General features: G+C 52.4%; 23 protein-coding genes. 9 read left to right on the forward strand and 14 right to left on the reverse strand.

Annotated elements, in window-relative coordinates:
* Positions 1 to 78 precede the first annotated feature (78 nt).
* The 7 genes from Q9292_RS02735 (at position 79) to Q9292_RS02765 (ending at position 6,825) form a co-directional block, all read left to right on the forward strand.
* Positions 79 to 1,176, forward strand: coding sequence for a D-alanyl-D-alanine carboxypeptidase family protein (locus tag Q9292_RS02735; RefSeq protein ID WP_313985768.1), 1,098 nt, complete (start codon positions 79 to 81; stop codon positions 1,174 to 1,176).
* A 41-nt stretch (positions 1,177 to 1,217) separates the two neighbouring features.
* Positions 1,218 to 1,505, forward strand: coding sequence for a YbeD family protein (locus tag Q9292_RS02740; RefSeq protein ID WP_194749045.1), 288 nt, complete (start codon positions 1,218 to 1,220; stop codon positions 1,503 to 1,505).
* A 13-nt stretch (positions 1,506 to 1,518) separates the two neighbouring features.
* Positions 1,519 to 2,133 carry a lipoyl(octanoyl) transferase LipB gene (lipB, locus tag Q9292_RS02745; RefSeq protein WP_313984480.1) on the forward strand — a complete coding sequence of 205 codons (615 nt, stop codon included), beginning with the start codon at positions 1,519 to 1,521 and terminating at the stop codon, positions 2,131 to 2,133.
* Positions 2,123 to 3,103, forward strand: a complete 981-nt coding sequence (gene lipA, locus Q9292_RS02750; protein WP_313984482.1) for a lipoyl synthase — start codon at positions 2,123 to 2,125, stop codon at positions 3,101 to 3,103. The genes lipB and lipA overlap by 11 nt, the downstream gene beginning before the upstream one ends.
* Positions 3,104 to 3,161: 58 nt before the next feature.
* Positions 3,162 to 4,487 (forward strand): glutamate--cysteine ligase, encoded by a 1,326-nt coding sequence (gene gshA, locus Q9292_RS02755; RefSeq protein WP_313984485.1) that lies wholly within the window; start codon positions 3,162 to 3,164, stop codon positions 4,485 to 4,487.
* Between the two features lie 12 nt (positions 4,488 to 4,499).
* Positions 4,500 to 5,435, forward strand: coding sequence for a glutathione synthase (gene gshB, locus Q9292_RS02760; RefSeq protein ID WP_313984487.1), 936 nt, complete (start codon positions 4,500 to 4,502; stop codon positions 5,433 to 5,435).
* A gap of 118 nt (positions 5,436 to 5,553) precedes the next feature.
* Positions 5,554 to 6,825 carry a D-amino acid dehydrogenase gene (locus Q9292_RS02765; RefSeq protein ID WP_313984490.1) on the forward strand — a complete coding sequence of 424 codons (1,272 nt, stop codon included), beginning with the start codon at positions 5,554 to 5,556 and terminating at the stop codon, positions 6,823 to 6,825.
* 65 nt (positions 6,826 to 6,890) lie between these two features.
* On the opposite strand, the gene Q9292_RS02770 is transcribed toward Q9292_RS02765, so the two are convergent.
* The gene (locus tag Q9292_RS02770) at positions 6,891 to 7,811 is read right to left on the reverse strand and encodes a bestrophin family protein (RefSeq protein WP_313984493.1); all 921 of its coding nucleotides are present in this window, start codon (positions 7,809 to 7,811) and stop codon (positions 6,891 to 6,893) included.
* 194 nt (positions 7,812 to 8,005) lie between these two features.
* Here Q9292_RS02770 and msrB point away from each other — a divergent pair, with 194 nt between their 5' ends.
* Positions 8,006 to 8,452: a peptide-methionine (R)-S-oxide reductase MsrB gene (gene msrB, locus Q9292_RS02775; protein WP_194749056.1), complete on the forward strand. Its 447-nt coding sequence runs from the start codon at positions 8,006 to 8,008 to the stop codon at positions 8,450 to 8,452.
* Positions 8,453 to 8,539: 87 nt separating this feature from the next.
* Here the strand turns inward: msrB and Q9292_RS02780 are convergent, their stop codons facing one another.
* The 5 genes from Q9292_RS02780 to Q9292_RS02800 form a co-directional block, all read right to left on the reverse strand.
* On the reverse strand, positions 8,540 to 9,532 hold the full coding sequence (locus Q9292_RS02780) for a catalase family peroxidase (protein ID WP_313984499.1): 993 nt from the start codon (positions 9,530 to 9,532) through the stop codon (positions 8,540 to 8,542).
* A gap of 85 nt (positions 9,533 to 9,617) precedes the next feature.
* Positions 9,618 to 10,070: a MarR family winged helix-turn-helix transcriptional regulator gene (locus Q9292_RS02785; protein WP_194749059.1), complete on the reverse strand. Its 453-nt coding sequence runs from the start codon at positions 10,068 to 10,070 to the stop codon at positions 9,618 to 9,620.
* 254 nt (positions 10,071 to 10,324) lie between these two features.
* Positions 10,325 to 12,784 (reverse strand): EAL domain-containing protein, encoded by a 2,460-nt coding sequence (locus tag Q9292_RS02790; protein WP_313984506.1) that lies wholly within the window; start codon positions 12,782 to 12,784, stop codon positions 10,325 to 10,327.
* Positions 12,785 to 12,796: 12 nt separating this feature from the next.
* Positions 12,797 to 13,384, reverse strand: a complete 588-nt coding sequence (locus Q9292_RS02795) for a methylamine utilization protein (protein ID WP_313984509.1) — start codon at positions 13,382 to 13,384, stop codon at positions 12,797 to 12,799.
* Positions 13,385 to 13,403: 19 nt separating this feature from the next.
* On the reverse strand, positions 13,404 to 13,826 hold the full coding sequence (locus Q9292_RS02800) for a group 1 truncated hemoglobin (protein ID WP_313984512.1): 423 nt from the start codon (positions 13,824 to 13,826) through the stop codon (positions 13,404 to 13,406).
* 207 nt (positions 13,827 to 14,033) lie between these two features.
* Here Q9292_RS02800 and Q9292_RS02805 point away from each other — a divergent pair, with 207 nt between their 5' ends.
* Positions 14,034 to 14,855 (forward strand): DUF3034 family protein, encoded by an 822-nt coding sequence (locus Q9292_RS02805; RefSeq protein ID WP_313985771.1) that lies wholly within the window; start codon positions 14,034 to 14,036, stop codon positions 14,853 to 14,855.
* Between the two features lie 16 nt (positions 14,856 to 14,871).
* On the opposite strand, the gene Q9292_RS02810 is transcribed toward Q9292_RS02805, so the two are convergent.
* The 8 genes from Q9292_RS02810 to aas all read right to left on the reverse strand — a co-directional run bounded on the left by Q9292_RS02810 (position 14,872) and on the right by aas (position 25,915).
* Positions 14,872 to 15,615, reverse strand: a complete 744-nt coding sequence (locus tag Q9292_RS02810) for a hypothetical protein (RefSeq protein WP_275357374.1) — start codon at positions 15,613 to 15,615, stop codon at positions 14,872 to 14,874.
* A 138-nt stretch (positions 15,616 to 15,753) separates the two neighbouring features.
* Positions 15,754 to 15,825, reverse strand: coding sequence for a pyrroloquinoline quinone precursor peptide PqqA (gene pqqA / locus Q9292_RS02815; protein WP_081624291.1), 72 nt, complete (start codon positions 15,823 to 15,825; stop codon positions 15,754 to 15,756).
* Between the two features lie 140 nt (positions 15,826 to 15,965).
* Entirely contained in the window at positions 15,966 to 18,200 is a 2,235-nt protein-coding gene (locus Q9292_RS02820) for a lipopolysaccharide kinase InaA family protein (RefSeq protein WP_313984516.1), read from the reverse strand.
* A gap of 9 nt (positions 18,201 to 18,209) precedes the next feature.
* Positions 18,210 to 20,198 (reverse strand): LTA synthase family protein, encoded by a 1,989-nt coding sequence (locus Q9292_RS02825; protein ID WP_313984518.1) that lies wholly within the window; start codon positions 20,196 to 20,198, stop codon positions 18,210 to 18,212.
* 91 nt (positions 20,199 to 20,289) lie between these two features.
* Positions 20,290 to 20,658 carry a hypothetical protein gene (locus Q9292_RS02830; RefSeq protein ID WP_194749066.1) on the reverse strand — a complete coding sequence of 123 codons (369 nt, stop codon included), beginning with the start codon at positions 20,656 to 20,658 and terminating at the stop codon, positions 20,290 to 20,292.
* Positions 20,659 to 20,851: 193 nt separating this feature from the next.
* Positions 20,852 to 22,459 (reverse strand): hypothetical protein, encoded by a 1,608-nt coding sequence (locus Q9292_RS02835; RefSeq protein ID WP_194749067.1) that lies wholly within the window; start codon positions 22,457 to 22,459, stop codon positions 20,852 to 20,854.
* Position 22,460: 1 nt separating this feature from the next.
* Positions 22,461 to 23,783, reverse strand: a complete 1,323-nt coding sequence (locus tag Q9292_RS02840; RefSeq protein ID WP_313984521.1) for an MFS transporter — start codon at positions 23,781 to 23,783, stop codon at positions 22,461 to 22,463.
* Complete coding sequence (gene aas, locus Q9292_RS02845) at positions 23,780 to 25,915, reverse strand: bifunctional acyl-ACP--phospholipid O-acyltransferase/long-chain-fatty-acid--ACP ligase (protein WP_313984524.1); 2,136 nt, start codon at positions 25,913 to 25,915, stop codon at positions 23,780 to 23,782. Before aas ends, Q9292_RS02840 begins: the two co-directional genes overlap by 4 nt.
* Positions 25,916 to 25,924: the final 9 nt, after the last annotated feature.

The raw sequence follows: 25,924 nt of genomic DNA on the forward strand, positions 1-25,924 counted from the left end.
TTCTCGTTAAGTATTTTTTCTCGTTAAATGATGACCATGTGGCGTTCTTGTATTGCTTTTCTACTTTCCATTCCTTTAATGACGGTGGCGGCTGAAGCCATTACCGGCAATGTACCTGTACCCACGCTGGCGGCCAAAGCCTTTGTGCTGCGCGATGCTAATACCGGCAATCTGCTGGCTGCGAACAACCCCGACATGCCGGTGGAACCTGCGTCACTGACCAAAGTAATGACCGCTTACCTGACCTTTGAAGCGGTCAAGCAAAAGCGCTTGTCACTGACACAGACTTTGCCCGTGAGTCAAAAAGCCTGGAAGGTCGAAGGCTCAAAAATGTTTATCGACACGACGATGACCGTCACTGTGGATGAGTTGCTTCATGGCCTGATTATTCAGTCAGGCAATGATGCGGCCATTACCCTGGCCGAAGGCATTGCGGGCAGTGAAGAATTGTTCGCCACGCTGATGAACAAAAAAGCGGCCGCGCTGGGCATGAAAAACAGCCACTTTATGAATGCGACAGGCTTGCCAGACCCGGCCCATGTCACCACCGCACGTGACTTGTCCATTTTGGCCAATGCGCTGATTCGGGACTTTCCGCAAGACTACGCGCGCTTGTATTCGCAAAAGTCTTACACCTATAACAACATCACCCAGCCTAACCGCAACCGCTTGCTGTTTATAGACCCCACGGTTGATGGCATGAAAACCGGCCATACCGAATCCGCCGGTTACTGCCTGATTTCTTCGGCCAAACGCAATGACTTCCGCTTGATTTCTGTGGTACTTGGCACCACCTCTGACAATGTACGCGCCGCTGAGAGTCAAAAATTACTGAATTTTGGCTTCCAGTTTTATGAATCCAGACTGATTTATGCGGCGGACAAAGCGATTACGCGGCAAAAGGTATGGAAAGGGACAGAAAACCAGGTTGACCTCACAGTGGTAAAACCGGTTTACCTGACGCTGCCCCAGGGTGAATATGCCAATATGAAAGCGAATCTACGCGTGCCCAAACCGCTTGAAGCGCCGTTAAAAGCACATCAAACGGTTGGTGCGGTGGATTTCAGCCTCAATGGCAAGGTGGTGCATAGCGTGCCGCTGGTCACCATGCAGGCAGTCGAGGCCAGCAATATCTTTTCACGCATGATCGATCAGGTCCGCTTGTATTTGCAATAAACAGGCTGACCGTCACTGACTGTTTAAAAGGTAGGTAACATATGACCAAGTTCGAGCAATTACCGGAAATAGAAGAGACCCTGATTGAGTTTCCCACCAATTTCCCGATCAAGGTCATGGGTGAAACGCATGATGATTTCGCCAGCGAAATTACCCGCACCATCCAGTTGCACTGGCCAGACTTTGATACGCACCTGATTGAAATGCGTGGCAGCAGCAATGGCAAATACCTGAGCCTGACCTGTCTGGTGTATGTCACCTCCAAGCCACAACTGGATGATATTTACCGCAGCCTGACCGCTCACCCCATGGTCAAGGTTGTGCTGTAAGCCTTTTTCGATCATGCCTGCCTTGGAAATCCGCCAGTTGGGGCTGACTGATTATGCAGCCACGCTGGCTGCCATGCAGGCATACACTGCCCAACGCACGACCAGTACTCCTGACCAGCTCTGGGTCACCGAACATCCGCCTGTGTATACGCTAGGCCTCAACCGCCGCGGCGTGCGCCTGCCACAGAATGCAATTCCGGTGGTGAATGTAGACCGCGGTGGCAAAATCACTTACCACGGCCCGGGCCAACTCATTATTTATTGCCTGATCGATCTGGCACGCGGCCACTTGAATGTCCGGCAACTTGTCTCCATCTTGGAAGACAGCCTGATAGAATGGCTGGCCGCACAAGGCGTGGTGGCTGTGGCCCGCGCGGATGCCCCTGGCGTGTATGTAGACGGCAAAAAAATTGCCTCGCTGGGGCTACGCCTGAAAAACCAGTGCTGCTACCATGGCCTGAGTTTGAATATAGACATGGATTTACAGCCGTTTGCCGATATAGACCCGTGTGGTTATGCCGGCATGCAAATGACGCAAACCCGGGAATTAAATATTGCGCTGCAAATGCCTGACATTGCCGCCGATTTAACCCACCGATTGAAAGAGAAACTGACGCATGTCAGATAATTCGACCCCAATAGATGCAAGCAGCCGCCCGGCCAAGAAAGTGGCTGGCGTGAAAGAAATAGACGCAGCAAAAACCTCGCGTATCCCGATCAAGATCGTGCCGCAACCCATGCTGCGCAAGCCCGAATGGATACGCATGAAAGTGCCGGACTCGGCACGGTTCCAGGAAATCAAGCAAGTCCTGCGCGACAACAATCTGCATACCGTCTGTGAAGAAGCCAGCTGCCCCAATATTGGCGAATGCTTTAGTGGCGGCACGGCGACCTTTATGATTCTGGGCGATATCTGCACCCGCCGTTGCCCCTTTTGCGACGTCGCACACGGCAAACCCTTACCACCCGATCCAAATGAGCCAGAAAACCTCGCCCGCACCATCGCACAGATGAAACTGCGCTATGTAGTCGTCACCTCAGTAGACCGCGATGATTTGCCTGACGGTGGCGCGCAGCATTTTGTCGACTGCATCCGCGCCATTCGCGCCCAATCCCCAGCCATTAAAATTGAAATTCTGGTGCCAGATTTTAGGGGCCGCCTCGACATCTCGCTCAAAATTCTGCGTGAAGCACCGCCAGATGTCATGAACCATAACCTGGAAACGGTGCCGCGTTTGTATAAACAGGCGCGCCCTGGTTCTGACTACCAGCATTCGCTGGATTTGCTCAAACAGTTTGGTGAACTGTACCCAACGGTGCCGACCAAATCTGGCTTGATGCTGGGCCTGGGTGAAACAGATGAGGAAATTTTAGAGGTCATGCGTGACCTGCGCGCACATGGCGTCAGCATGCTTACCCTGGGGCAATACTTGCAACCCAGCGTCCATCACTTGCCGGTGTTGAGATATGTCACGCCAGAGCGTTTTGAATGGTTTAAACAACAAGCCGATGCCATGGGCTTTGACAATGCGGCGAGCGGGCCCATGGTGCGCAGCAGCTATCATGCCGACCAGCAGGCGCATGCGGTCATCGCCTAATCATTGCATCAGCACTGCCGGGTAACCGGTGAATAAAATAACAAGCACAGGAGCAACCATGGTTCCACACTTAACCACGGCTTTAAGCGGCCCTCTCTACACACTGGAAAAACGCGTTTTGCAAGCCATGCCGGATATTGAGCACTGGTTCCGCACCAAATGGCAGGAAATTCCCGCCCCGTTTTATGCCAGTGTGGACCTGCGCAATGCCGGCTTCAAGATTGCCCCGGTGGATACCAACCTGTTTCCAGGCGGTTTTAATAACCTGAATCCCGAATTTTTAAGCTTGGCTGTGCAAGCCGCACAAATGGCGGTCGAAAAAATCTGCCCAGATGCACGCCGTTTACTTCTGATCCCCGAAAACCATACCCGCAACACCTACTACCTGCGTAATGTGGTTGAGCTCTGTCACATTCTCAAAACCGCCGGCATGGAAGTCCGTGTCGGCAGCTTGTCGCCAGAGATTACCGAGATCACCAAACTAGAAACCCATGATGGCTTGCCGCTGGTACTGGAACCGCTGGTGCGCGTAAAAAACCGCCTGCAACTGAAGGCGGCAACGTTTGAAGGCGTGGAATACCCGGCCTTTGACAGCTGTGCCATTCTGCTCAATAACGATTTGTCCGGTGGCGTGCCCGACCTGCTGCAAGGCCTGGAGCAAACCCTGATTCCACCGTTACATGCAGGCTGGTTCAGCCGACGCAAATCGCAGCACTTTAGCGCGTATAACACTGTTGTCGATGAATTCTCGCAATTGCTGCAAATTGATCCCTGGTTGCTAAATCCCTACTTTGATACCGCCAGCGGCCTGGACTTTCACGCCCGGGTAGGTGAAGACCTGCTGGCCGATAAGGTCGAAGCCATCCTGAAAAAAACGCAGGCTAAATACGACGAATATGGCATCACGCAGCCACCGTTTGCGATTGTCAAAGCCGATGCAGGTACCTATGGCATGGGCATTATGAGCGTGAAATCTGCTGACGAGGTACGCGACCTCAACCGCAAGGCACGGAATAAAATGTCGGTGATCAAAGAAGGCATGCAAGTGTCTGAAGTGATGATCCAGGAAGGCGTTTATACCTTTGAAAGCATCAATGACGCGGTAGCCGAGCCAGTGGTGTATATGATGGATCACTTTGTGATTGGCGGTTTTTACCGTGTGCACACCGGCCGTGGCGTCGATGAGAACCTGAATGCGCCCGGCATGCACTTTGCCCCGCTCGCGTTTGAAAAACCCTGTACCCTACCCGACTGTGCCGGCGCCCCCGATGCGCCACCCAACCGCTTCTATGCTTATGGCGTGGTCGCAAGACTGGCCCTGTTAGCGGCTGGCCTCGAGCTGCAAGCGCGGGACCTGCCGGAAAACGACCTGCTCACCGCATAGCAAAGGTTCATCATGAAACTGCTGTTTATTCTTGATCCGCTGGCCTCACTCAAAAGTTACAAAGACACCAGCCTTGCCATCATGCGCGCGGCGCAAGCGCGTGGACACGTGCTATGGGTCTGCGAACAACACGACTGGCACTTGCAGCAAGCCGAGGTCAAGGTGGATGCGCAGACATTTGCGTTTAATGCAGACGAGCACTGGCAAACCGGTGACAAAACCACACAAGCCCCCGCAAGTTTTGATGCGGTGCTGATGCGTAAAGACCCGCCGTTTGATAACGAATACCTGTATAGCACCTATTTGCTTGAGCTGGCGCAACAGCAAGGGGCACGTATCTTTAACGACCCGTCATCCATTCGCGGCTGGAACGAAAAACTATCTGTCGCGCGCTTTCCGCAATTTGCCCCGCCGTTTATCGTCACCAGCCTGCAAAGCAAAATTCTGGCCTTTCTGGCCGAACATCAGGACATCATCGTCAAACCGCTGGATGGCATGGGTGGCAGCGGCATTTTCCGCTTGCGTCAGGACGATCCCAATATTTACGCCATCCTGGAAACGCTGACCCGATTTGAAGCACAAACCATCATGGTCCAGCGCTATATTCCAGAGATCGTCAAAGGTGACAAGCGCATCCTGATCATCAACGGTGACCCCCTGCCCTACGCCCTCGCCCGCATCCCAAAAACCGGCGAAACCCGTGGCAACCTGGCCGCCGGCGGCAAAGGCGTGGCCCAACCCCTGACTGCCCGTGACAAAGAAATTGCCGAGACCGTCGGCAGTGTGCTGAAACAACACGGCCTGTTTTTAGTCGGGCTGGATGTGATTGGCGACTACCTGACCGAAGTGAATGTCACCAGTCCGACTGGCATGGTAGAAATTGCGGCACAAACAGACTGTGATCCGGCCAGAGTGATGCTAGAGGCACTGGAAAAGCAGATAGCCTGACCGCCCGTCTCAACCTTAACGCGATCATATTCCCCCTGCTGACAGCCGATTTTGTTAACATCATCCAGTGCGAGTAAGTCCATCATGACTGCCTCACTATCGTTGCAGGAGTGTCATCATGCGGGTCTTAGTGCTGGGTTCCGGGGTGATAGGCGTGACAAGCGCTTATTATCTGGCGTTAAAAGGCTTTGAAGTCACGGTCATAGACCGTCAACCAGCGGTCGCCCTGGAGACCAGTTTTGCCAATGCAGGGCAAATTTCACCGGGTTATTCCGCCCCTTGGGCCAGCCCGGATGTGCCCCTCAAGGCGCTTAAATGGCTGTTTCAGCGCCATGCGCCACTCTCACTCAAACCGGATTTCACGCGTTGGCAATGTCAATGGATTGCACAGTTTTTAAGCAATTGCTCCTTCGAACGTTATGAATTGAATAAATCGCGCATGGTGCGTCTGGCTGAGTATAGCCGCGATTGTCTGCGTCGTTTGCGTGCAGAGACGGGCTTGCATTATGAGCAACGCAGTCAAGGGACCTTACAGGTATTCCGCACCCAAAAACAACTCGCCGCCGAAGCCAAGGATATTGCCGTACTTGAACGCATGGGCGTGCCGTTTGAGCATTTGGATGCGGCAGGCTGCGTGCGCATTGAACCCGCTCTGGTTCACGTACAAGATGCGTTGCTGGGTGGGTTGTATCTGCCTGGGGATGAAACCGGGGATTGTCAGCTATTTACCACGCAACTGGCAGCCAAGGCGCAAGCGCTTGGGGTGAAGTTCAGACAAGAAACGCAAATACACCGCTTACTGACACAGCAAAGCCAGTTGCTTGGCGTAGAAGTGCAAACGGCAAGTGGCGTGGAAGTGTTGCAGGCAGACCATTATGTGGTCGCCCTTGGCAGCTACTCGCGCCAACTTTCGCAGGCATTGGGGCTCAATCTGCCTGTCTATCCCGTAAAAGGCTATTCTTTGACCGTGCCCCTGATCAACGCTGCCGCCGCCCCCGTGTCCACCGTGATGGATGAGACTTACAAGGTCGCCATTACGCGCTTTGACCAGCGCATCCGGGTGGGCGGGATGGCGGAATTGCATGGGTTTGATTTAAGCCTCAACCCAAGCCGCCGGGCCACGCTGGAATTTGTATTCAACGGCTTGTTCCCGTATGCCGGGGATGTCGCACAAGCGCAATTCTGGACGGGGTTGCGCCCCATGACCCCGGATGGCACGCCGCTGATCGGCCAGGCAAGCGCGGCTTACCCCAATGTGTGGCTCAATACTGGGCACGGCACGCTGGGTTGGACCATGGCTTGCGGCTCCGGGCAAGTACTGGCCGATTTGATGGCGCAGGAGACACCGGCCATCGAGACGCAAGACCTGCAACTTTCCCGCTATCTCTAGCCGCGGTCACCCAATCCATCGCTGCTACTGAGTAAAATCACTCAGTAGAGAAATCGTCTGTGCAGTTACATTAGTACAAATTCTTTGGCGGTCGGCAACGCGGGCAAATCACTTTGCCCCAAGGCTTCCATGAGCTCAATGTCTATGACTTCAGTCAGCGCGTTGATCGGCAGCGCATTGGCAATCGGGGCAAAAGGCTCTTCGAGTTCGTTACCGAGAGCATCGAGTCCAAACAGGGTATAAGCTGCCAACGCAGTCACAAACGGTGTGGCCCAGCCCAGGGTATTGGCAAAACAAAAGGGCATCAAAAAACAAAAAGTATAGGCGGTGCGGTGTAACAATAAGGTGTAGCCAAACGGAATCGGCGTATTCTGGATCCGTTCACAGGCGGCTTGCGTCGCCGCCAGCTTCTGAATCAATTCTTCGAGCAGGTTAAACTGTATGGGCTGGATGCGCCCCTCCGCTAAGGCCTGAATCAGGATGCGCTCCATGGCACGTAAAATGACTTCTGGCGGATTTTTGCTCTGCAAGTATGCTTCTGCCACGGGCGCGGCTAACAGTTGCTTGATCCGTGGCAGTTGATCCCCTGGACGCAGCTGCTTCAGCAACGCGTGCGCGTAAGCAATATTGCATTCCAGCAATTGCTTGCGGGCGGCACTGAGTTCACCCTGGGTATCCAGTATCTGGCTCAAGCGTGCCAGGTTTCTCGCGGTGAGCATAAACTCACCCCACACCTTTCTCGCCTCCCACCAGCGCTCATAGCAGGCGTTGTTTCTAAAGGCAAGAAAAATAGACAGCGTGATGCCAAGCAAGGCGAACGGCCCGCCATCAAACTTGGGTAACCAGTCGGGCTTCAAGGTATAAATCGAGACCACGATAGCTGACAGTGTTGCTACAAATGTCAGCAGCGGCATGATCTTGAGCACGATAGAACCTTTGATGATAAAAAACAGTTCAAACAAGTGCGGTCTGGGTCTAACAATCAAGGCATGTCTCCCGTCTGGTGAACTATCACACCAGTGATATACTCGATAGTTTGTAGTTTATCTGTCAGCGCGAGTCGCAAATGTGGCGATAAGACATGGAAATGCATGATTTAACGCCGTTTTCCCAGCGCTATACAAGATTAAAACCTTCAACAGTAACAAGTCACCGGGTTGGAAATTGATGGATGGATATCATGCTTAAATGGAAAGATATACTTAAACTCTCGCGCGAAGGGAATCTGCCCCCAGAACGCAAATTGCAAAAATCCGTGCGTGCCTGGCGCGAGATTTTGGATGACGATGTGTTTGCCATTACACGTTTAAGTGCCACCGAGCGGCCGTTTTCGTCAGAAATGTGTGTGGCGTTTACGCCAGGGCGCTATGCCTGCGCCTGTTGCGCGCAAACGCTGTTTGATTCTAGCCAAAAGTTTGACTCTGCCTCAGGTTGGCCTTCCTTTGACCAGCCCCTTGCAAAGAATGCGATTGCTTATTACGCCGACGATAGCCATGGCATGCAACGCGTAGAAGTGAAGTGCAATGTGTGTGATGCGCATTTGGGCCACGTCTTCCCCGATGGCAAAACAGAGAGTGGACTGCGCTATTGCATTAATGGCAAAGCGATTGCATTTGTCGCCCAGTAGTTGGCCGGCGTTAAAAGCAAACGGCGCGGTTTGCTCACGCAAACAACGCCGTTCCACATTCAGCTCGCCATGCTTTGCTGAATAAGCTTAATGCGCCAATCTTCTGCCATAACTGACGGCATAAGCCGCTGGTCTGGCCAGCAAAATAGGATCTTTGCTAGGCGCAATGCCGTCTGTCAGCTGTAGCGGATTGAACATGATGGGCTTTTCAGCCGCTTTACTGTCTGCCACAGCCTTATTCAAGGTCAGTGTTCCCAACTCAATCACCTTGCGGCTGTCCGGCCAAACGACGGTCGCGTTGTTGACTTCATCCCCGGCTTCAGCCAGTTGCAGCAATAATTTATATTGCACCCCGCCTGTTTTTACGCGCTCGACAATATCGGTCATCAGGTAGTCAGGTGCGGCTTTGTCTGCCGCTTCCTGGCTCAAAAATTTGGCGCCGGCCACGGGCACAATCTGGTACCGGCCAAAGACGGTTTTACCTGCAGCATTGGTAAACTCAAACGCGTTTACCCCATAAAAAGGTTGCGTCGCAAAACTCACAGGCGCCGGTTTGGGTGTGGTCACAAATTTGAGTGCAGCTGGATGGCTGCCTAAAAACTGCTCGACGGGGCTAGGCTTGGCCGTACTGCCCTGAGAGTCACGCACGGCATTGAGCAAGCCCAGAAAATCTTCTGGCGTCGCCGTTGGAAAAGCATTCACCGAGATACTGACGATATCCGTTGCGGTGCCATCCGGTAATTGAAAGCGGATCGCAATGCCTTTAGGAAACGCATTGCCATTAGCATCCGGAATATTTGGCACGCCGGTGGCATTCGAGTAGCGGACCAACACCGGCGTTGCCTTTTGGAAGTGTCCTGCTTTACTGACCGAAGCCGCCTGTGCAGAAGGGGTGAATGTCCCCTCCACCATCACGCCTTTGGCATGGTTGGCGCGGTAGCCGGCATGGGGGCCGCCGGATAAAGTGGTCAAGGTGTCCACCAATTGTTCGGTCACCGGTTTTTCCTCTGCAAATACCGACGGGCTGGAGACAGTCAATGCTGTGGCAAATAACACGGCAACTAACGCTTGTATCTTCATGTTGAATCCTTTCTATGAAAATTCATATTGTTTAAAATTAAATCGCACACTACTTAAAACACCATAAACCATTTGTTTATGTTTACTACGCTTGATGCTGAATCAAATGGTTGCGCAGCGCATTCAAGCGCTCGCGTAACTCACCGACCTCTTGCAATGAACAGCCCATGGCACACAACATGTCATCCATAATCCCGGCGGCCTTCAGCCTCAGCTGACGGCCGGTCTGCGTCAGGCAGATAATCACTTGCCTTTCATCTTCGGTCGAGCGCACACGCTGCAAAAATTCAGCGGCTTCCAGCCTTTTCAACAAAGGGGTCAGCGTTGCCGAATCCAGAAACAACTGCTCACCAATATCACTGACGGTACGCTGATCGCTCTCCCATAACACCATCATGACCAAATACTGCGGATAGGTTAATTCCAGTGTTTTGAGCAGTGGGCGATATACTTTGTTAATCGCCAGCGACAGCGAATACACAGAAAAACATAACTGCTCATTAAGTAATGGCGTTTGGGTTGATGCAGAATTATTCATATACTGCGATTATAAATCGCGTGCTATTATATTTTCAACAAATTTTTAATCTTATTTGTTCAGCCACTGCATCATATAGTGAATGATGAAGTTGGCTTTCTTGTGCATTCTGATTTGGCGCTCCTTTCATGTATGAGATGCATGATAAAACGCTTTTATTTTTAAATAAAATTGAATTATTTAATTCAATCAATAAATAATTCTTATAGACAGGCCAGTTGCCTTGAAATCAAGGCCTGGTGCGCAGCATTGAATTAATTGAGGTTATCCAGCGTGTAGGGGTCTTGAGGCGCCGGCTCGATATCGAGCGGATTGACGGCATAGTTAAAATCATCGCCGATATCAATGTCTATGTCGTTTTGACCTTGCCAGCGCTCGAGCCAGATCGAAAAGTCTTTTTCTGGCATGGGCTTGCCAATAAAGTAGCCTTGCCCTTCATTGCAACCGAGCTTGGCCAACTGGTTGAGCACCAGTTCGTTTTCTATCCCTTCGGCCACCACGATCAAGCCCAGGTTGTGCGCCAGATCGATGGTCGATTTCACGATGCTGGCATCGCCGGCGTTTTTATCCATAAACATGACAAATGAGCGGTCAATTTTAAGTTCTTGCACCGGCAGTTGACGCAAATAAGCCAGCGAGGAGTAGCCGGTACCAAAGTCATCAATGGCCAGATGCAATCCCATAGCCGCCAGTTTGCGCACGACAATTTCCGCCCGCTCAGGATCCTGCATCAAGCTGCCTTCGGTGATTTCAAGCTTGAGTGATTTGGTGGTCAAGCCATGTGCGGCCAACAAATCGGCAATCTGTTGCGGCAACTCCATGTTGTTGAGGTCACGGGTTGAAAGATTCACCGCCAGGCTGATATGCAAGCCTTGTTTTTTGAAATCCGCCAACGCTTCACAGGCGCGGCGCAACATCCATTGCGTGAGGTCACTGATAATACCGGTCTGTTCTGCAAACGGAATAAACTGGTCAGGGAAAATCATGCCTTTTTGCGGATGCACCCAACGAATCAGGGCTTCACCGCCCAGCGCACGGCGGGTCGAGACATCGACCTTGGGCTGGATGTAGAGCAATAACTGGTTTTGCTGGATGGCTTCCTTAAGGTCAGAGATCAGGGTCAATGTCTCGGACTGGTCAATTTCCAGCGAGGTATTGTAGACAATCCAGGGCGTCTTTTTGAGTCTGGATTCTTGCAGTGCCGTCTCGGCGTGGTTGAGTAAAGATTCTTCGTCCATGCCATGTTCGGGATACAGCGCAATCCCCATGCCCGCCTGTACATCAATGGCTTGGCCCTGCACCTGCACCGGTTGCTCAAATACCTGTTGGATGGCATCTGCAAAGCGGGTGGCTTGCGCCTGATCGGCATGCTGTAACAACACGGCAAATTCATCAGCATCAAGGCGCGCCACCATGTCTTGCTCACTCAATACATGCTGTTTGAGCACCTGACCGACGTGGCGCAGCAAATCATCGCCAAAATCCCGACCTAGCGTTTTGTTGATGGGCTTGAAGCGGTGAATATTGATGACCAGAATACTCAGCTTGGCATTGCTCTGGGCATGGGCCAGCATGGCCTGATGTACGCCTTGGGTAAATGCCAGGCGGTTGGAAAGACCAGTCAGCTCATCATTAAATGCCAGCCGCTGGATGCGCAAGCTGCGTTGCAACACCGCTTCACGCATGCTGTTGAGGGCGGTTGCCAGCAATCCGATCTCATCCGTACTGGTCACCTGAATTGGCTTGTCATAATTGCCCATGGCAATGTCATCGGCATTTTTAACCAGCGTCGCAATCGGTTCGGTAGTTTTGCGCGAAACATACCAGATCAAGGCAGCGAAAATGACCACACCAAGCAAGGTCAGGAAAATCATCACTTTAAACAGCGTGTTCAAATCCTGCAGGTAAGGTTCTACCGAGCCCTGCAGCACCACCAGCAAAGCTTCATCCTTGGTTTCATGCAAGGAACGTATTTTAAGATGGTAGGTAATGCCATCCAGGTCGACCTTGTGTAAAGACAGCTTCTGCGCATACACATCGGAAACGGTTTTGACCAGCAGGTTTGAAAGTTCGTGGTTGGCGGTCCCCGTAACCAGCGCCCAGTCACGCTGATGGTTTTTTTGTACAAAGGTGACATCCAGATGTGTCAGTTGCTTGATTTGCGCGGCCAGGCGATTATCCACGGCAAAGCCCATCACAATCCAGCCAATGACATCTGGCGCTTTGACCGGCACGGCTATCAACTGATAAGGCTTGCCATCCACAAGATCAAACTTGAGTGTGCCGGTTTGATTCTCAGTAATGGCCTGTACAAACTCCTGATGGGCTGCACTGCCAGAAATGGCAGACTCGCTTTCCTGGGTGCCGATGACCATCGCTTCATCTTGACTGACGAAATAGGCGACCTGGGCATGGATGCGGCCCTGGTAGCTTTCCAATGCAGAGGCAATCGTTTCCGCATCGTTGGTGGCAACGGCTTCCCTAAAGGCATAATCCGCAGCCAGTACTTGCGTCGCCTGTTTGAGACTTTGCGTGTTGTGTTGCAGCAAATTGACAAATACCCGTTCGCCGACCTCCATCTGCTCTTTGGCCAGGCGGTTGGCATGTTTTACCAGGGCGTATTTAAGCGGAACCAGACCTGCCAACTGAATGGCAATGACCACGGTTAAGAATGTAAAAGCAATTCGCGAACGAATGTGTTTGAACTGGATCATGCAGTGAGAATGTTAGGGAAGCGCAATTTTCAGCTCGGTTGCGGCCCCTTCAATATTTACCTTTTGTTCTGTACCAGGTTTATTTTGTCCTGGTAGCCAGGCTTGATAACTGTATTGACCATCACTGAGCTTGATCATGGCCTTGCCTTGGTCGTCCGTTTTGACAAAAAACGGGGTATCGACGACATAAATATACCCTACCATAGAATCATGAATGTTGCACCCTAATGTCACCAATCCCGCCTGATCAAACAAGACGGGGTCCGTCGGCACGCCGGAATACAACTTCAGCTCGAATTTTTTGGCAGGTGAAAATGAGTAGACATGGTGCCTCACCGTATCTTCATTCGGAAAATTCACCTTGGTACCGGTCTGGATTACGGTTACCTTGGGGTTAAACATTTTGTTTTTTTGCACGATCTTGCCAGGGGCTGGACTGATTGCCGGGGTTTTCTTGTCATAAAACGCGACGACCGCATCGGTGACCGGCCGGCCCGCAGCATCCGTCACAATGAGCGTCACTTCCGCGGCGTGCGCAGACAGCCCCAGACAGAGTAACCAGAGTCCTGCGCCAAGCAGCGGCCTGCTCAAAAAACGCATGTTTTTATCCTTTGCAAGCTTAATCACTGACCACGTCCCGCTTCATGGGCGCCAGTATCTTCAACAGCTCATTCTTTTCTTTGGTGCCTACGCCATTGATATCCATGCGCTCCCGCAATACCTCAACCATGATTTCGAATTCTGCCATGGTGATATGGACATCGGCATGCGCATTTTTCATGGTCTCGCCCTCATACTCACATTGCCCGCCAGTTTTAACACATAAAAAATTGGTCAGACTCTGTTTAAGCGTGACCATTTTCACCCCTTCAAATGAGCGGGCTGTACGTGGATCCTTGCTGACAATATCCAAAGTTTGATTCGACAAGCGGCTCAGCATCGGCAGGCCACCGATACGGCTGAACAAGCTTGCATCAGGCTTGGGCTGGGCGGTACACCCCGCCATGCACAGCAACAAGCCAATCCAGATCAACCTTCGCATTTCTTCCTCCGTTAAATTGCCACACTATCAGCATATTACGTGAGCTTAAAAAGTTTGAAACGATGAAAAAGCCAATCAAATCAATCGCTATTTTCGCAATGATTCTTATCGCGAAAACGAGATAATGATGCTATTCGATCAAATTTTGAAAGCGTTACCATGCATTCTTCTCCCCTTCTGATCGGCTGCATTGCAGTGGCAACAGCAATGACCTTGCCTTTCGTAGCCAACGCAGGCGATCGCCTGTTAGCGACCGGTGGCGTCACCCAGATTGAGGGGGCGGCAGGCGGTGGCTTGATGCCTTGGGCTGTGATTAGCGGTTATGGCACAGACAAACAAATTGGCGGCTCGGCGTTTTATACGCATGCACAAACCAAGGGCGACTTTAAATTAAATACCTCTGGGATCGCGATTGGTGCTTTCAATCGCATCGAACTCAGTGCCAGCCAGGCGCGGTTCGGCTTGAGCGATACGGTGCCTGGCGAGGAAGTCCGTCTGAACACATTAGGCATAAAATTACGCCTGATAGGCGACGCCGTCTATGAACAGGACAGCTGGCTGCCACAAATCTCGGTGGGGGCCCAATACAAATATAACGAGGACTACCACTTTGTGCCCAAGGCGCTGGGCGCCAAAGATCGCGATGGCATTGATTATTATGTGGCCACCAGCAAGTTATTTTTGGGTGCGATTAATGGCTACAACTTGCTCATCAATGCCAATCTGCATGCCAGTAAAGCCAACCAGTTTGGCCTCTTGGGATTTGGCGGTGACCGGCATGACCGCTATCGTATCCTGCCAGCCGCCTCGGCAGCGATCATGCTTTCGGATAACTGGCTCATCGGCACTGAATATCGCGGAAAACCAAATAACCTGTCGGTATACAAAGAAAACAGTGCGCACGATATTTTCATGACCTGGTTTCCGCACCGCAACGTGTCTATCACTGGCGCCTATATTGATTTGGGCAGAATCGCCAACAAGGACGACCAGACCGGTTGGTACTTCTCAGGCCAGTTAAATTACTAAGTGAACCCACAAGTCATTATTTGAGCGTCTGCAGACCGCAAGTCGCCTGCAAGGCTTTGTCCAGTTGCTTGTAAGCCGCACCATTGCCGGTCGCAAAAGCATATGGATTGGTCAAAAGATAGTGGTTGTAACGCACTTGCCGGTAACTATACTTTTGCGCAAGACCGAGTGCATAGCAGTCGCAGGCCTGCGTCATATCGTCGGCATGGTAGCGCTGCTGGCAAGTCTGCTTCAGTGCCTGCTGATCCGCACCCGTCCAGGGCTTGGGCGTGGATACTGCATCGGCCCTGGCCTGGGTCAACATCGCATACATGAGTTCCACGCTGGCGCGCAATTTACCCAGTGGCGCAGTCTGCAAGGTATCGCGATGCAGCGGCTGCAAGCTGGCCGCATCTAGACTAAAATCAGCCTGATTGTCTGTCGTCTCAGGCACTTGATAGCCTTGTGCAGCCAACATGATTTGCTTGGCCGGATCGGCTTGCAACAAGGCGTGTGCTTCGGCGAGGTCTGCCGCTGGCAGTTGCAACTGCCAGTGGATCTGACAAGGTTGCGTCGTGGTGACGGACATGCTGCCACTGACCTGCTGATCAGCCACTGCATCCGCAAATGCAGGTGGGATACGCTGCAGCATGTATTGCATTTCCTTGTCTGCCAGACTTTTTAAAGACTGCTCATCCAGACAGGCAATGACGGTGGCATGGACCATCCATAACACCAGGGCGGAGCTGATTTGAGTCAGGCATTTCGTAAGGCCAGGCATAGTGAATTCTCTCAAATGATTCTGGCATTTGAGCAGGCTTGACCAGAAAAGTTTTGTGCGGCATCTTTTATCAAGATAACAGAGTAGCCGGAAATGAAAACGGGCGCTAAAGCGCCCGTTCATGCCATCAGGAACAAATTATTTGTTCATAACGTACATAGTTACTTCAAAGCCGAAACGCATTTCGGTAGCAGCTGGTTTAGTCCACATAGTCATTTCTCCTTTATCCTAAATTCGTCTTAGCACTTGCTATCAACGTGTGACTATATTAAAACTCGGCTAAAAGATTGTCGTGATTAAACTGCGCAACATGCGTTCATGATTTTCATGAGTATCGCCTGATATACCCCTTAATCCACCCGTGACTTGATCTGGCGCAACAATTTGCTGATGCCTTTGCGGCCGATGGTGCGCTTGAGGCTCACCTTGAAGTCATAGACGTAAAACGGCCATAAAAACTGCCAGCTCAGGCGGCGACCGCTCATGCCGAGATATATTTGCAAAAACTGCTTGCGGCCTTCCCAATGCAGTTTGTTCAAGGCGCGTGTCAAATCTGCCAAACGATTTGACATCGGCGTCGCTCTAGGCGTTGCATGCAAGCGGGCGGTGTCTATCAGCACAAACTGTAACTGATCCCCTTCACGCTGCACCAGAATATTACCCCCGGAAAAGTCGCGGAAATAAATCCCCGAATGGTGCATATGCAGGCAAAACCGGGCAAAGGCCTGATACAAATGCTCGGCAGTCAGGCCCTCGTATTCGGTCGCGCCCTCGCGAAAAGCCAAAAACGCCTTGGAAATGGCAAACTGATGCGGCACAAAATCACAGATATAAAAATTGCGGCGCAATGTAGTGTCATGCGTATGCTCGATGAATGCGACAGGCATGGCGGTGCCCACGCCTCGCCGCAGCAATTCCATCGCCCCGTTCCAGCTACGCTTGGCTTTGCTGGGTTTAAATCTGTCCAGTAGCGTTTTATGCCAATACATGCGCACCGGTTTTTTCACAGTCACTTGCTGACCGGGAGTTCTCGGATCAGGCAAGGACCAAATCGCATTTCTGGCATGGCGCAACGCCTGCTGTTTGGCAGGCGGAGTCAGCGTTTCCGGATGCCAGGCCTGCCATAATTGTCTGGCTTCTTCGGCATCCTTGGCCAGAATCAAGCCGCGCCAATCGCCTTCATGTACCGGAAAATACTGTTTACCGCCTATATGCGCATGAATCACCGTGCCACTCAAGGCAGGTTGCGCCGTGCGTAGTAACATCTGGTCCGGCTCTGGCCACACCAGATACACCGGTGACTCGGTCACTAATTGCCGGTCTGGTACCGGTTGGCCGTCACGGTCAAAAATTTGCGCGAGCTGCAAACAATGCGGGGAATAGACTTGGTCGAGCACTGCACATTGACCGTTGACGGTCCAGGCGATATGCACGGTTTTCCCATGCTGCTGTAATTCGTGGATTTCGAGTCCATGGCCGGTACTCACAGGCGCAATATAGTGCGCCCCGTTCAGCCAGTCGCATGCCGTTTTAAATGCCGCAAAACTGGGTCTGTGCTGATAGTGTTCGCGCAGGCCATCGGCCGATTTGTAATAGGCGACGCGCTCCAGAGCAGGATACTCTGCATCTTTGAGGCCATCATCAATCAAGCCTTCACGGTGACAAATGAAGGCGCCCCAGTTTGCGTGCTGCAAAGCCCCAGAGGCGGCCAACAAAGTAAAGTAGCGTGCCACGTAATCGGCCTGTTTTTGCGCGCCATCCGGCAAGTGGCGTTTGATGCGGTAAATCGCCCAGAAGGCCACCGGCGACACCAGCGCAGGCACACCAAAATCTTCCCCCACTTTTTGCAACAAACGGGCTTTTTTGATCAGGTTAAACTTGAGGTGTCGGGTCCACTGATATTTGAAAATACGCTCATCGGACAGCTCTGGCTCAATCACGCGTTCCACAAACAGGTTGTTGCTGTGCACATCGGGCAAGCGCCGGGTCTGAGCCAGCGTTTTCAGCAGACTGACGTTATACAGCGGCTCAAAATCCTGCACATTCGGGCCCACCACCCGCACCTGATATTGTCTGGCCAGATCGTAAGCCAGCTGCCAGGCCAACATAAAGCCAGGCATGTCATAGCCCGCCCATTTTTTGCGGTTGACCGTGTTGCCAATCTCCAGCGCCGCAATGCGCCCCGCATAGGCTTGCAATAGCTCATTTACAAAAGTTGCCCACGCTTGCTGCACACTGGCGTCACGCATATTTCTGGCCGCGGTAAATGGCTGCACCACATGCAAGGTCACCGAGAGGCCAGCCGCTAACAAACGGCGCAAAAAACGCTCTTGATGGGGGCGGGCATCATCATCGCTGATATCGAGCCGTAACCTGGTCACACCCAGCATCTGCAATTGCGTCAAGACGTAATCATCTGTGGCAGGATCCTGATTACTCGCGACACAGATCCCGATAAAGTCGTCAGGGATGGCATGGTCGAGTTTTGGTAAGTGGCTGTGTTTGAGCCAGAAACCACCTGTGGCCAGATATTTCAAGCCATCAAGAATGACCTGTCGGGTCAGCATGGAGGGTTGTTTTTTCAAAGTCAGCCCTTACTCTGGCAAGCGATAACGCTGCTCTTGATACAACAAGGCAGGCAACAGGCTGTTAGCTAGGGCGCGTTCAGCCAATGCCGCGGCATCCGCTGGCGGTGCGGTATTCTGCAACTGCTTACTGAGTGGATTGTAGTGACCAAAGGCAGGCGCCTTGCCCTCACGCAACACCACCACTTCGTTATCTGCGACCGTTGGGCCAGTTTGCTGCATCCAGCCAAAGTTGTAGTTGTACTGCATCATGGCGCGACCACGATAGTCAGCGCTCACATTGGACAAATCATGCCCGGTCATCGGATGCTTGGCGTCTATGCCCATCAGTGACAACACGGTCACCGGCAGGTCAATCTGGCTGGCAATTGCTTCAACGGTTTTAGGTTGCACCGCCCCGCCCAGAATCAACGCCGGGATATGAAAGTGTTCGATCGGCACCAGCGAATCGCCACGCACGCGAATGTCATGGTCGGCCACAATCAAAAACACGGTATCGTTCCAATAAGGGCTGGCTTTGGCTTTTTTAAAGAACTCGCCGATGGCGTAGTCGGCATATTTCACTGCATTGTTGTCAGTCGCCTTGGGCTGCTCATACAGCTCGATACGCCCATCCGGGAACTCAAAGGGTGCATGGTTAGACGAGCTGAACGCAAGTGTAAAAAACGGCTTGCCGCTGGCGTGGTGTGCCATCAGCTGCTCATGCGTTTTGTTGAGCAAATCTTCGTCAGAAGCCCCCCAGCTGGCAACAAACACCGGATTGATGAAATCCGGTTGGTCCGTGATCTGCTGAAAACCATTGCCCATGAAAAAACTGCGCATATTGTCAAAATGGGATTCCCCCCCGTAAATAAACTCGGTCAGGTAACCACGTTTGGACAATAGCGAAGCCAGCGTAAAAAAGTTCTTCTGGCTCAAGTCCAGCTTGACGGTACTGTCTGACGGCGTCGGCTGAAAACCGGTAACGACCGCCTCAATCCCGCGCACCGAGCGCGTCCCGGTCGCATACAGATGCGTAAACCAGATGCCCTCAGCTTTGAGCTTTTCCAGATTTGGCGTCACCGGCTTGCCGCCCAGAGATTCGACAAAGCCTGCGCCCAGACTCTCTTGCAGCAAAATCACCAGGTTCAATGGTTTGTCTCGCTGCACACTGGGTGTCAGCGTGGTCAGGGTCGGGATATCGGTATCTTGCGCACCGGTCAAGGCAAAGATTTTTTCGCGCGGCAGTTTGCCGTAAATGGCACTGGATTTTGCCTCATGCTGCAAACTGTAGGCGGCATAAAATACCGAATAGCTTGAGTTTAAAATCAGGCTGTTGACCATGCTGTCCTGGGTAATGGCAAACAAGGCCGGATTGGCCGGGCGGTGGCCCAGGCTAGAGCGGATGCCGAAAATCGTCAACACCAGCAATAATGGCCAGACCAGCCATACCGCCAAATTATTCCATTTAGGCTCGGCTTGACGCCAGGGTTTCAATAAACGCGCAACCAGTGCAACAGCCACCAAGCTCATGGCCAAGCCAAAAAACAGTTCGACTTTAAAGCCTTGCCACAACATGCCAAACACTTCATGCGGATACTTGAGATATTCGACAAAGATGCGGTTGGGGCGGACATCATACTCAAGAATAAATCCTGGCGTGGCCGCCTCTAAAAACACCAACAACACCAATGAGAGCAACACCCACCAAAAGGTGAATCGGCGCCAAAACTTGAACAGGCCACGGGTCGCCAGCACCGGCGACACTAACACCGGGATCAAGGCCAGCAAACCAAGCTGAATGACATCCACACGCACGCCCTGCAACAAGATCTGACAAAGTTCACCGGTCGCCTGTACGCGCTCCCACTTCCAGATCACCAGCCCCAGGCGCGTGAGAGAAAGCAAGACCAGCCCACTGATAAACATGACAATCAGCGGTGCATAAGGGCCAAACCAGTGGGCAAATCTCCACAGTTTTGAAGACGGGCGAGGCGTGCCGAAATAGATAGGTTGCATAAAGGCTTAATCTGTTTGAATCAAGCTTGGAATTATAACGGGTTATCTCGTTTATGGCCCTACCGGCAAGCATCCGCCTGCAGATGTGCGATTAAAAGGATTTTTTACGTAAATCGAGGTAGACCATCGACAGCAAAGCGACCGGGATCACAAAGCCCACCAGCAAAGGCACCAAATCCACCAGCATATCCACCATACCGGTCTGGCTGGTGAACAGGCTCCAGCCTTTAGCCAACAAAGGTACGACCGTGAATAACAGCGTGGGAATCAGAAACCAGACGGTGCTGCTTGCCCCGCGTTTGGCCAAACGCGCACAAAAAAATGTGACCAGCGCCACAATAATGGCAGCCCCGGCACCCCAGATAGCCCCGGCAACGATCGTAATCCAGGTCCCTACCTGATACAGCAATAAACAAATGATGGCGGTTAGTATCAGCTTGCGGTTCATCGCAACTTGCATGTCACACTCCTCTGAATGAATGGCTTGTTTTAATGATAAGTGTGACAACAGAGGCGTTAAAAGTTGCAAACAGCCCTGCGTGTTTGAGTACGCTGATCCTGAAAGCCAGCGTCGGCTCCACCGGGAATTCAAGTTCGCCAGCCAGGCCCATGGCCTATACACGCATTTGCCAGGCCAGCTGCCCTTGGATGCCTTAACGTTTTCTGTGTTTTAGCCATCTCACCATCTGCATGCCCAACAGCACCAAGACCCCGATCACACTAAGCAAACATAGGATTGCAGGCAATGGAATCAGACTCACAGCTTGCGGCTGACGCGCAAGCCCCTCTTTTAAAGACGCCGGCAACCGGTTTGGCGTCACTGGAATCACTTTCCATTGGCTACGATCCGCTGGCGCTTGTTGCAGATACTGGGCAAAGCTATATACAGGCGCGAGACCAAACTCACGGCTGGATGGAATTTGCGGAATACGTACAAAGTAAATCGCTTCAAGCTGATCGGCCAGAGGCGCCATACGAGGTGAAGTTAATGTGGACCGGTCACCAGTTTGAGCCATATTGAGCAGGTCATGCCCGATGGCGTCAAATGCTACCGCAGGAAACAGCCGAGTCATTTCAGTATTCAGGTAATCATAAATGGCACGGCCTTTTTGCAGACTCTGCTGCGTGGCAGCCACATACCAGTAAGCGGCACTGGCCTTGAGCAGGCTCTCGACTCCACGCCGGGGCACTTGCCAGCCCAGTTGGCGTAAAGTATCTATGCTGATGCCAGCACAGTTATCCCTGGCGTGATCATATACAAAGTCATTGTGGTAAAAATGCTGCATGACCCGGTTATTCAATGCCTGAACTTGCTGGGGAATCGTCGTCTGACTGAACACCGCCACCAGCATATAGGATGGCCGGTAAAATGCCTGCCCACTATTGAGGTCGCCCATGTATTTATCGAAAGGCGTGACCCCGGCAATGACGCCCTTTTCACTATTGATGGCCAGGTTATAGTAGTTATTGACCAGCCAGTTTGCATATTCGCCTTGCGCACCGACGATCCCGGTAGCCAGGGCAAAGTGACCGCCATGGGCCTCATCATCATCGCCCTGGGCACCATTGAGCAAAATGCCGACGGCGGTTTTGCCTGACGACTGTTGCGCCAGGCCTGGTGACCTCTCCCATAACAGCCGGCTTTGATAGGGGCTGCGGGCACCCCCGTTGGCAAACTGTACCAGGGATTGCAAGGTTTCATCCTTTTGCAACGGTTGCGGGTCAGCGGTTAAATCAAGCTTAAACGCATGTGGCCATACGGTGCGCGCCGTCAAGGTCTCGCCCTCTAACTCACCGCGTATCCACAGTTTGGACTGGCTGAAATAAGCACTCGTATCCGCATTCCAGTAAGATCGGTTACTGGCAAGTTTGGGCACCAATTTAAAATGGAAGCGCTCGCCTGTTGCGGTTGAGACCGAACTGCCTGCAGCGGTTAACGTCATTTCTGACCAGCGTTGAGTTGCGCCGGTCCAGACCAGTGACGGTAAAGCCACAGGATTGAGTGCCGCACTATCCTCGACTCCACGCATCTGGGTGTCGATGCGTGTTACTGGCTCGCCATCAGCCGGGACAGAAAACGTCTCATGGCGGAAATACCATAAGGTTTGCGGCAACGTCTGGCAGTGCTGGCAAGCCCCCCGCATCGTTTGAAATTGCGTGTTGGCATAGGGTCCTAATTTATCCACTTCGGACTCCGCATGAACAAACGACGACATCAAGCCGATGCCGAATCCAAATCCGACCCCAACCATACGCCGCATGCTATCGCCCCCAAACACGCAAGTAATTGCACACACTGACCCAATATTCTGGCTGGCGCCAGCACAAATAAATTGCCACCAGCACATTGAGCATGGCCGTGATACCAAACAACTGCGGGATGCTGACGCCCATACCAAACAGCAAGACTGAAAATCCGGCAGAGAGCACCATAAACAGTGCATTCATGATGTTGTTAGACGCAATCACACGGGATTGATAGCCTGGTTGCGCGCGACTCTGTAGCAACACGTACAAGGGCACAATATACAAACCGCCACAAATGCCGAGCAAGGCCACATCCAGCAACATGCGCTCATCGCTCCAGCCAGGCAAGCGATGCAAAGTCAGGCCCGGATGTGCCAATAACTGTTGCTGGATATCACCAGTCACCTGGGCAAAATCCCAGGCAAACACAGACATGCCAGCCGCCCCCAGCATGACTAAGCCTAGCTCCTGTTTGCCTTTGGAGAGCTTTTCACACCAGACAGAACCGACGCCTACCCCCACCGAAAAGATCGATAACAGACTGATAAAGTCACGCTCCGTGCCCTGCAATACATGCTTGGCCAGGTTGGGAAATTGCGCCAGCAAGGTCGCGCCAAAAAACCAGAACCAGGAGATCGCAACAATCGCGACCCACAACGTTTGCTGCGCCCAAAAGGTCCGTACGTTCTTGATGGTCTCGGTCACGGGGTTCCAGTTCACCTGGATCTCGGGCACCGGTGGCGGAGAAAGCGGAATGCTGCGGCTCAAGTGATAGCCAGAAATCGCAATCAACAGCACACTCAAGCTGGTGAACAAGGCATGTTGCTCCAAACTGCCTAACCATGCCCCCAATACCTGCCCCAGCAAAATGGCGACAAAACTGCCCATCTCGACCAGGCCATTGCCCGCGGTCAACTCGTTCACTTGCAAATGTTGCGGCAGGTAGGAATATTTCACTGGACCAAACAAGGTTGAATGTACCCCCATTAAAAACAGGGCCAGGGCCAGCATCACCAGGCTGCTGCTTAAAAAGCCGATGCCCGCAAACAGCATGATGCCAATCTCCAATAGTTTTACCCAGCGAATCAACTGCGACTTTTCGTATTTATCCGCCAATTGCCCGGCCGACGCCGAAAACAGGAAAAACGGCAGAATAAACAGGCCGGGCAACAAAGTCGCCAGCATCTTGCCATCCAGGGTGGTCAGGCTGGCCGTATTAAACGCCACCTGGGTAATCAATGCGGTTTTAAACACATTGTCATTAAACGCCCCCAGACCCTGCGTCCAGAAAAAAGGGCCAAACCGTTGCTGGCTTAGTAATTGGAAAGGACTCTTCATGCCGCTTTTTCCGCCATTTGTTTGAGGGTGACGTAGTCAGTTTTACCCGTACCCAATACCGGAATCTGCTCCACCACCACCAATTTACGGGCAATGGCGATTTCTGGGGAGCCAAGGTTTTTGGCCACAATCTGCAAATCCTCACGCTTGAGTCTGGCATCGGTGGTGAACAGCACGATATTCTCGCCACGGCTGGCATCGGCGACCGTCGTCGCGGCATGCTGATGCTCGGGTGCGGCGGTATGGGCGATTTTCTCGACGACTTCGAGCGAGACCATTTCACCGGCCACTTTGGCAAAGCGTTTCACCCGGCCCTTGATGTGGATAAACCCCTCGGTATCGACCTCTACCACATCGCCGGTTTCATACCAGCCATCCTTGGGCGAAACCAGGACGCCAGGCTGGTCATACAGATAGTAGCCCTGCATGATGTTGTCGCCCTTGACATAGAGCAAGCCGCCTTTGTCGATGCCTGGCACCGGCTCCAAACGGTATTCGATCCCCGGGAAAAACTGGCCTACCGTGCCATGGCGATTCGCCATCGGCGTATTGGCCGCGAGTACTGGGGCACATTCGGTCGTGCCATAACCTTCGAGGATGCGGATGCCAAATTTTTCGTGATAGATTTTGCGCACTTCTTCATTGAGTTTTTCAGCCCCGGCAAACACCACGCGCAACTTGTAAAAATCATAGGGGTGCGCAAACTTCGCATAATTGCCCAGAAAGGTGCTGGTAGAGAAAAACACGGTGCAGCCCTTGTCATAAATGACTTCCGGGATCAATTTATATTGCAACGGCGACGGGAACAGCAAAATCGGGATGCCATTCAGGAAAGGCAACAAGGTGCCGGTAAAGCCAAAGGCATGAAACAGTGGCAATGCCATCATGAATTTATCAGCAGGATTGAAATCCAGCATGGCCAGAATCTGGTGCGTATTCGCCACAATACTTTTATGGTTATGCACCACGCCTTTGGGCTTGCCCTCGGAGCCGGAAGTAAACAGGATGACTGCGGTGTCGTTTTCTGTCGCGGGCTCCATGGCGGCACGCGGATAATGCAAGGCATAGCCCATGAGCCAGGCGCGATCCAGCATGCCAAACTGGGCACGCAAGTCTTCTAGATACACAATATTCAGATCACGCATTTTAGCGATGGTGTCTTCAAGCTTGGCGGCTTCAATAAACTTGCGCGAACTGATAATGGTGCGGACATTGGCGGCAATACAGGCGTTACGCATGCCCTCTGCCCCTGCGGTGTAATTGAGCATGGCCGGGACACGCCTAAACGCGGTCATCCCTAATAGCAAAGCCAGCGTATTGGTGATATTCGGCATCAACACGCCAACCGCCTCATCCCGCTGACTGACTTTGGTGGCAATGCGGCCCAGCGCCAGGCTGCGTTTGAGCACTTCCTGATACGTCTCTTCGACCTGGTTCATGTCTTCGATGATGCGCGTTTTGGCACCATATTTATCCATGGCATCCAGCATGGCCTCAAACAGGGTGGTGCTGCGCTGCGTCTTGAACAGCATGTGCTGCATGATATTGCGCATGGCTTCACCAGCTATGCGGCGGCGCTGCTTGGCCGTCAACGGCGCGTGATGCCCGTGCGGCTCAATCTGAATCTGGGTGGGCGGTAAAATGGTCAAGGTGACTTTAGGCAACAGCTTGCGTGGATGCGCATCTGACAAGCGGCCAAAATATGACTGCGCCGCCCCCTCTACCCTCACGGGCAAAATCTTGACGCCGGTTTTTGCCGCGACAAAACCAGGGCCGTCATACACCTTCATCAAGGCCCCCGTCAGCGTGATACGGCCTTCAGGAAAAATCACCACATTTTCACCGGCATTCAGCCGCTGAATGACTTTTTTCATTGCCAGAGGGCTCGCGGGATCCACCGACAAATGCGGTGTCATCTTCAGCCATAGCCGGAAGAAGAAATGCTTTAGAACCCCGGTATGCACGACAAAAGTGGCCCGCTTGGGCAGAAACAGGCCAAGCAACAGGCCGTCCAGAAAAGATTCGTGGTTGGCAATAATCAACAACCGGTCTTCGTTTGGCACATTTTCGAGGCCGGTAACACGCACCCTGAACAATAAACGACAGACACCCCTTAATAAACTGACTAGCATATTCACTTC

This window comes from Methylophilus sp. VKM B-3414 (genome assembly GCF_032248435.1).
GTDB lineage: Bacteria > Pseudomonadota > Gammaproteobacteria > Burkholderiales > Methylophilaceae > Methylophilus > Methylophilus glucosoxydans.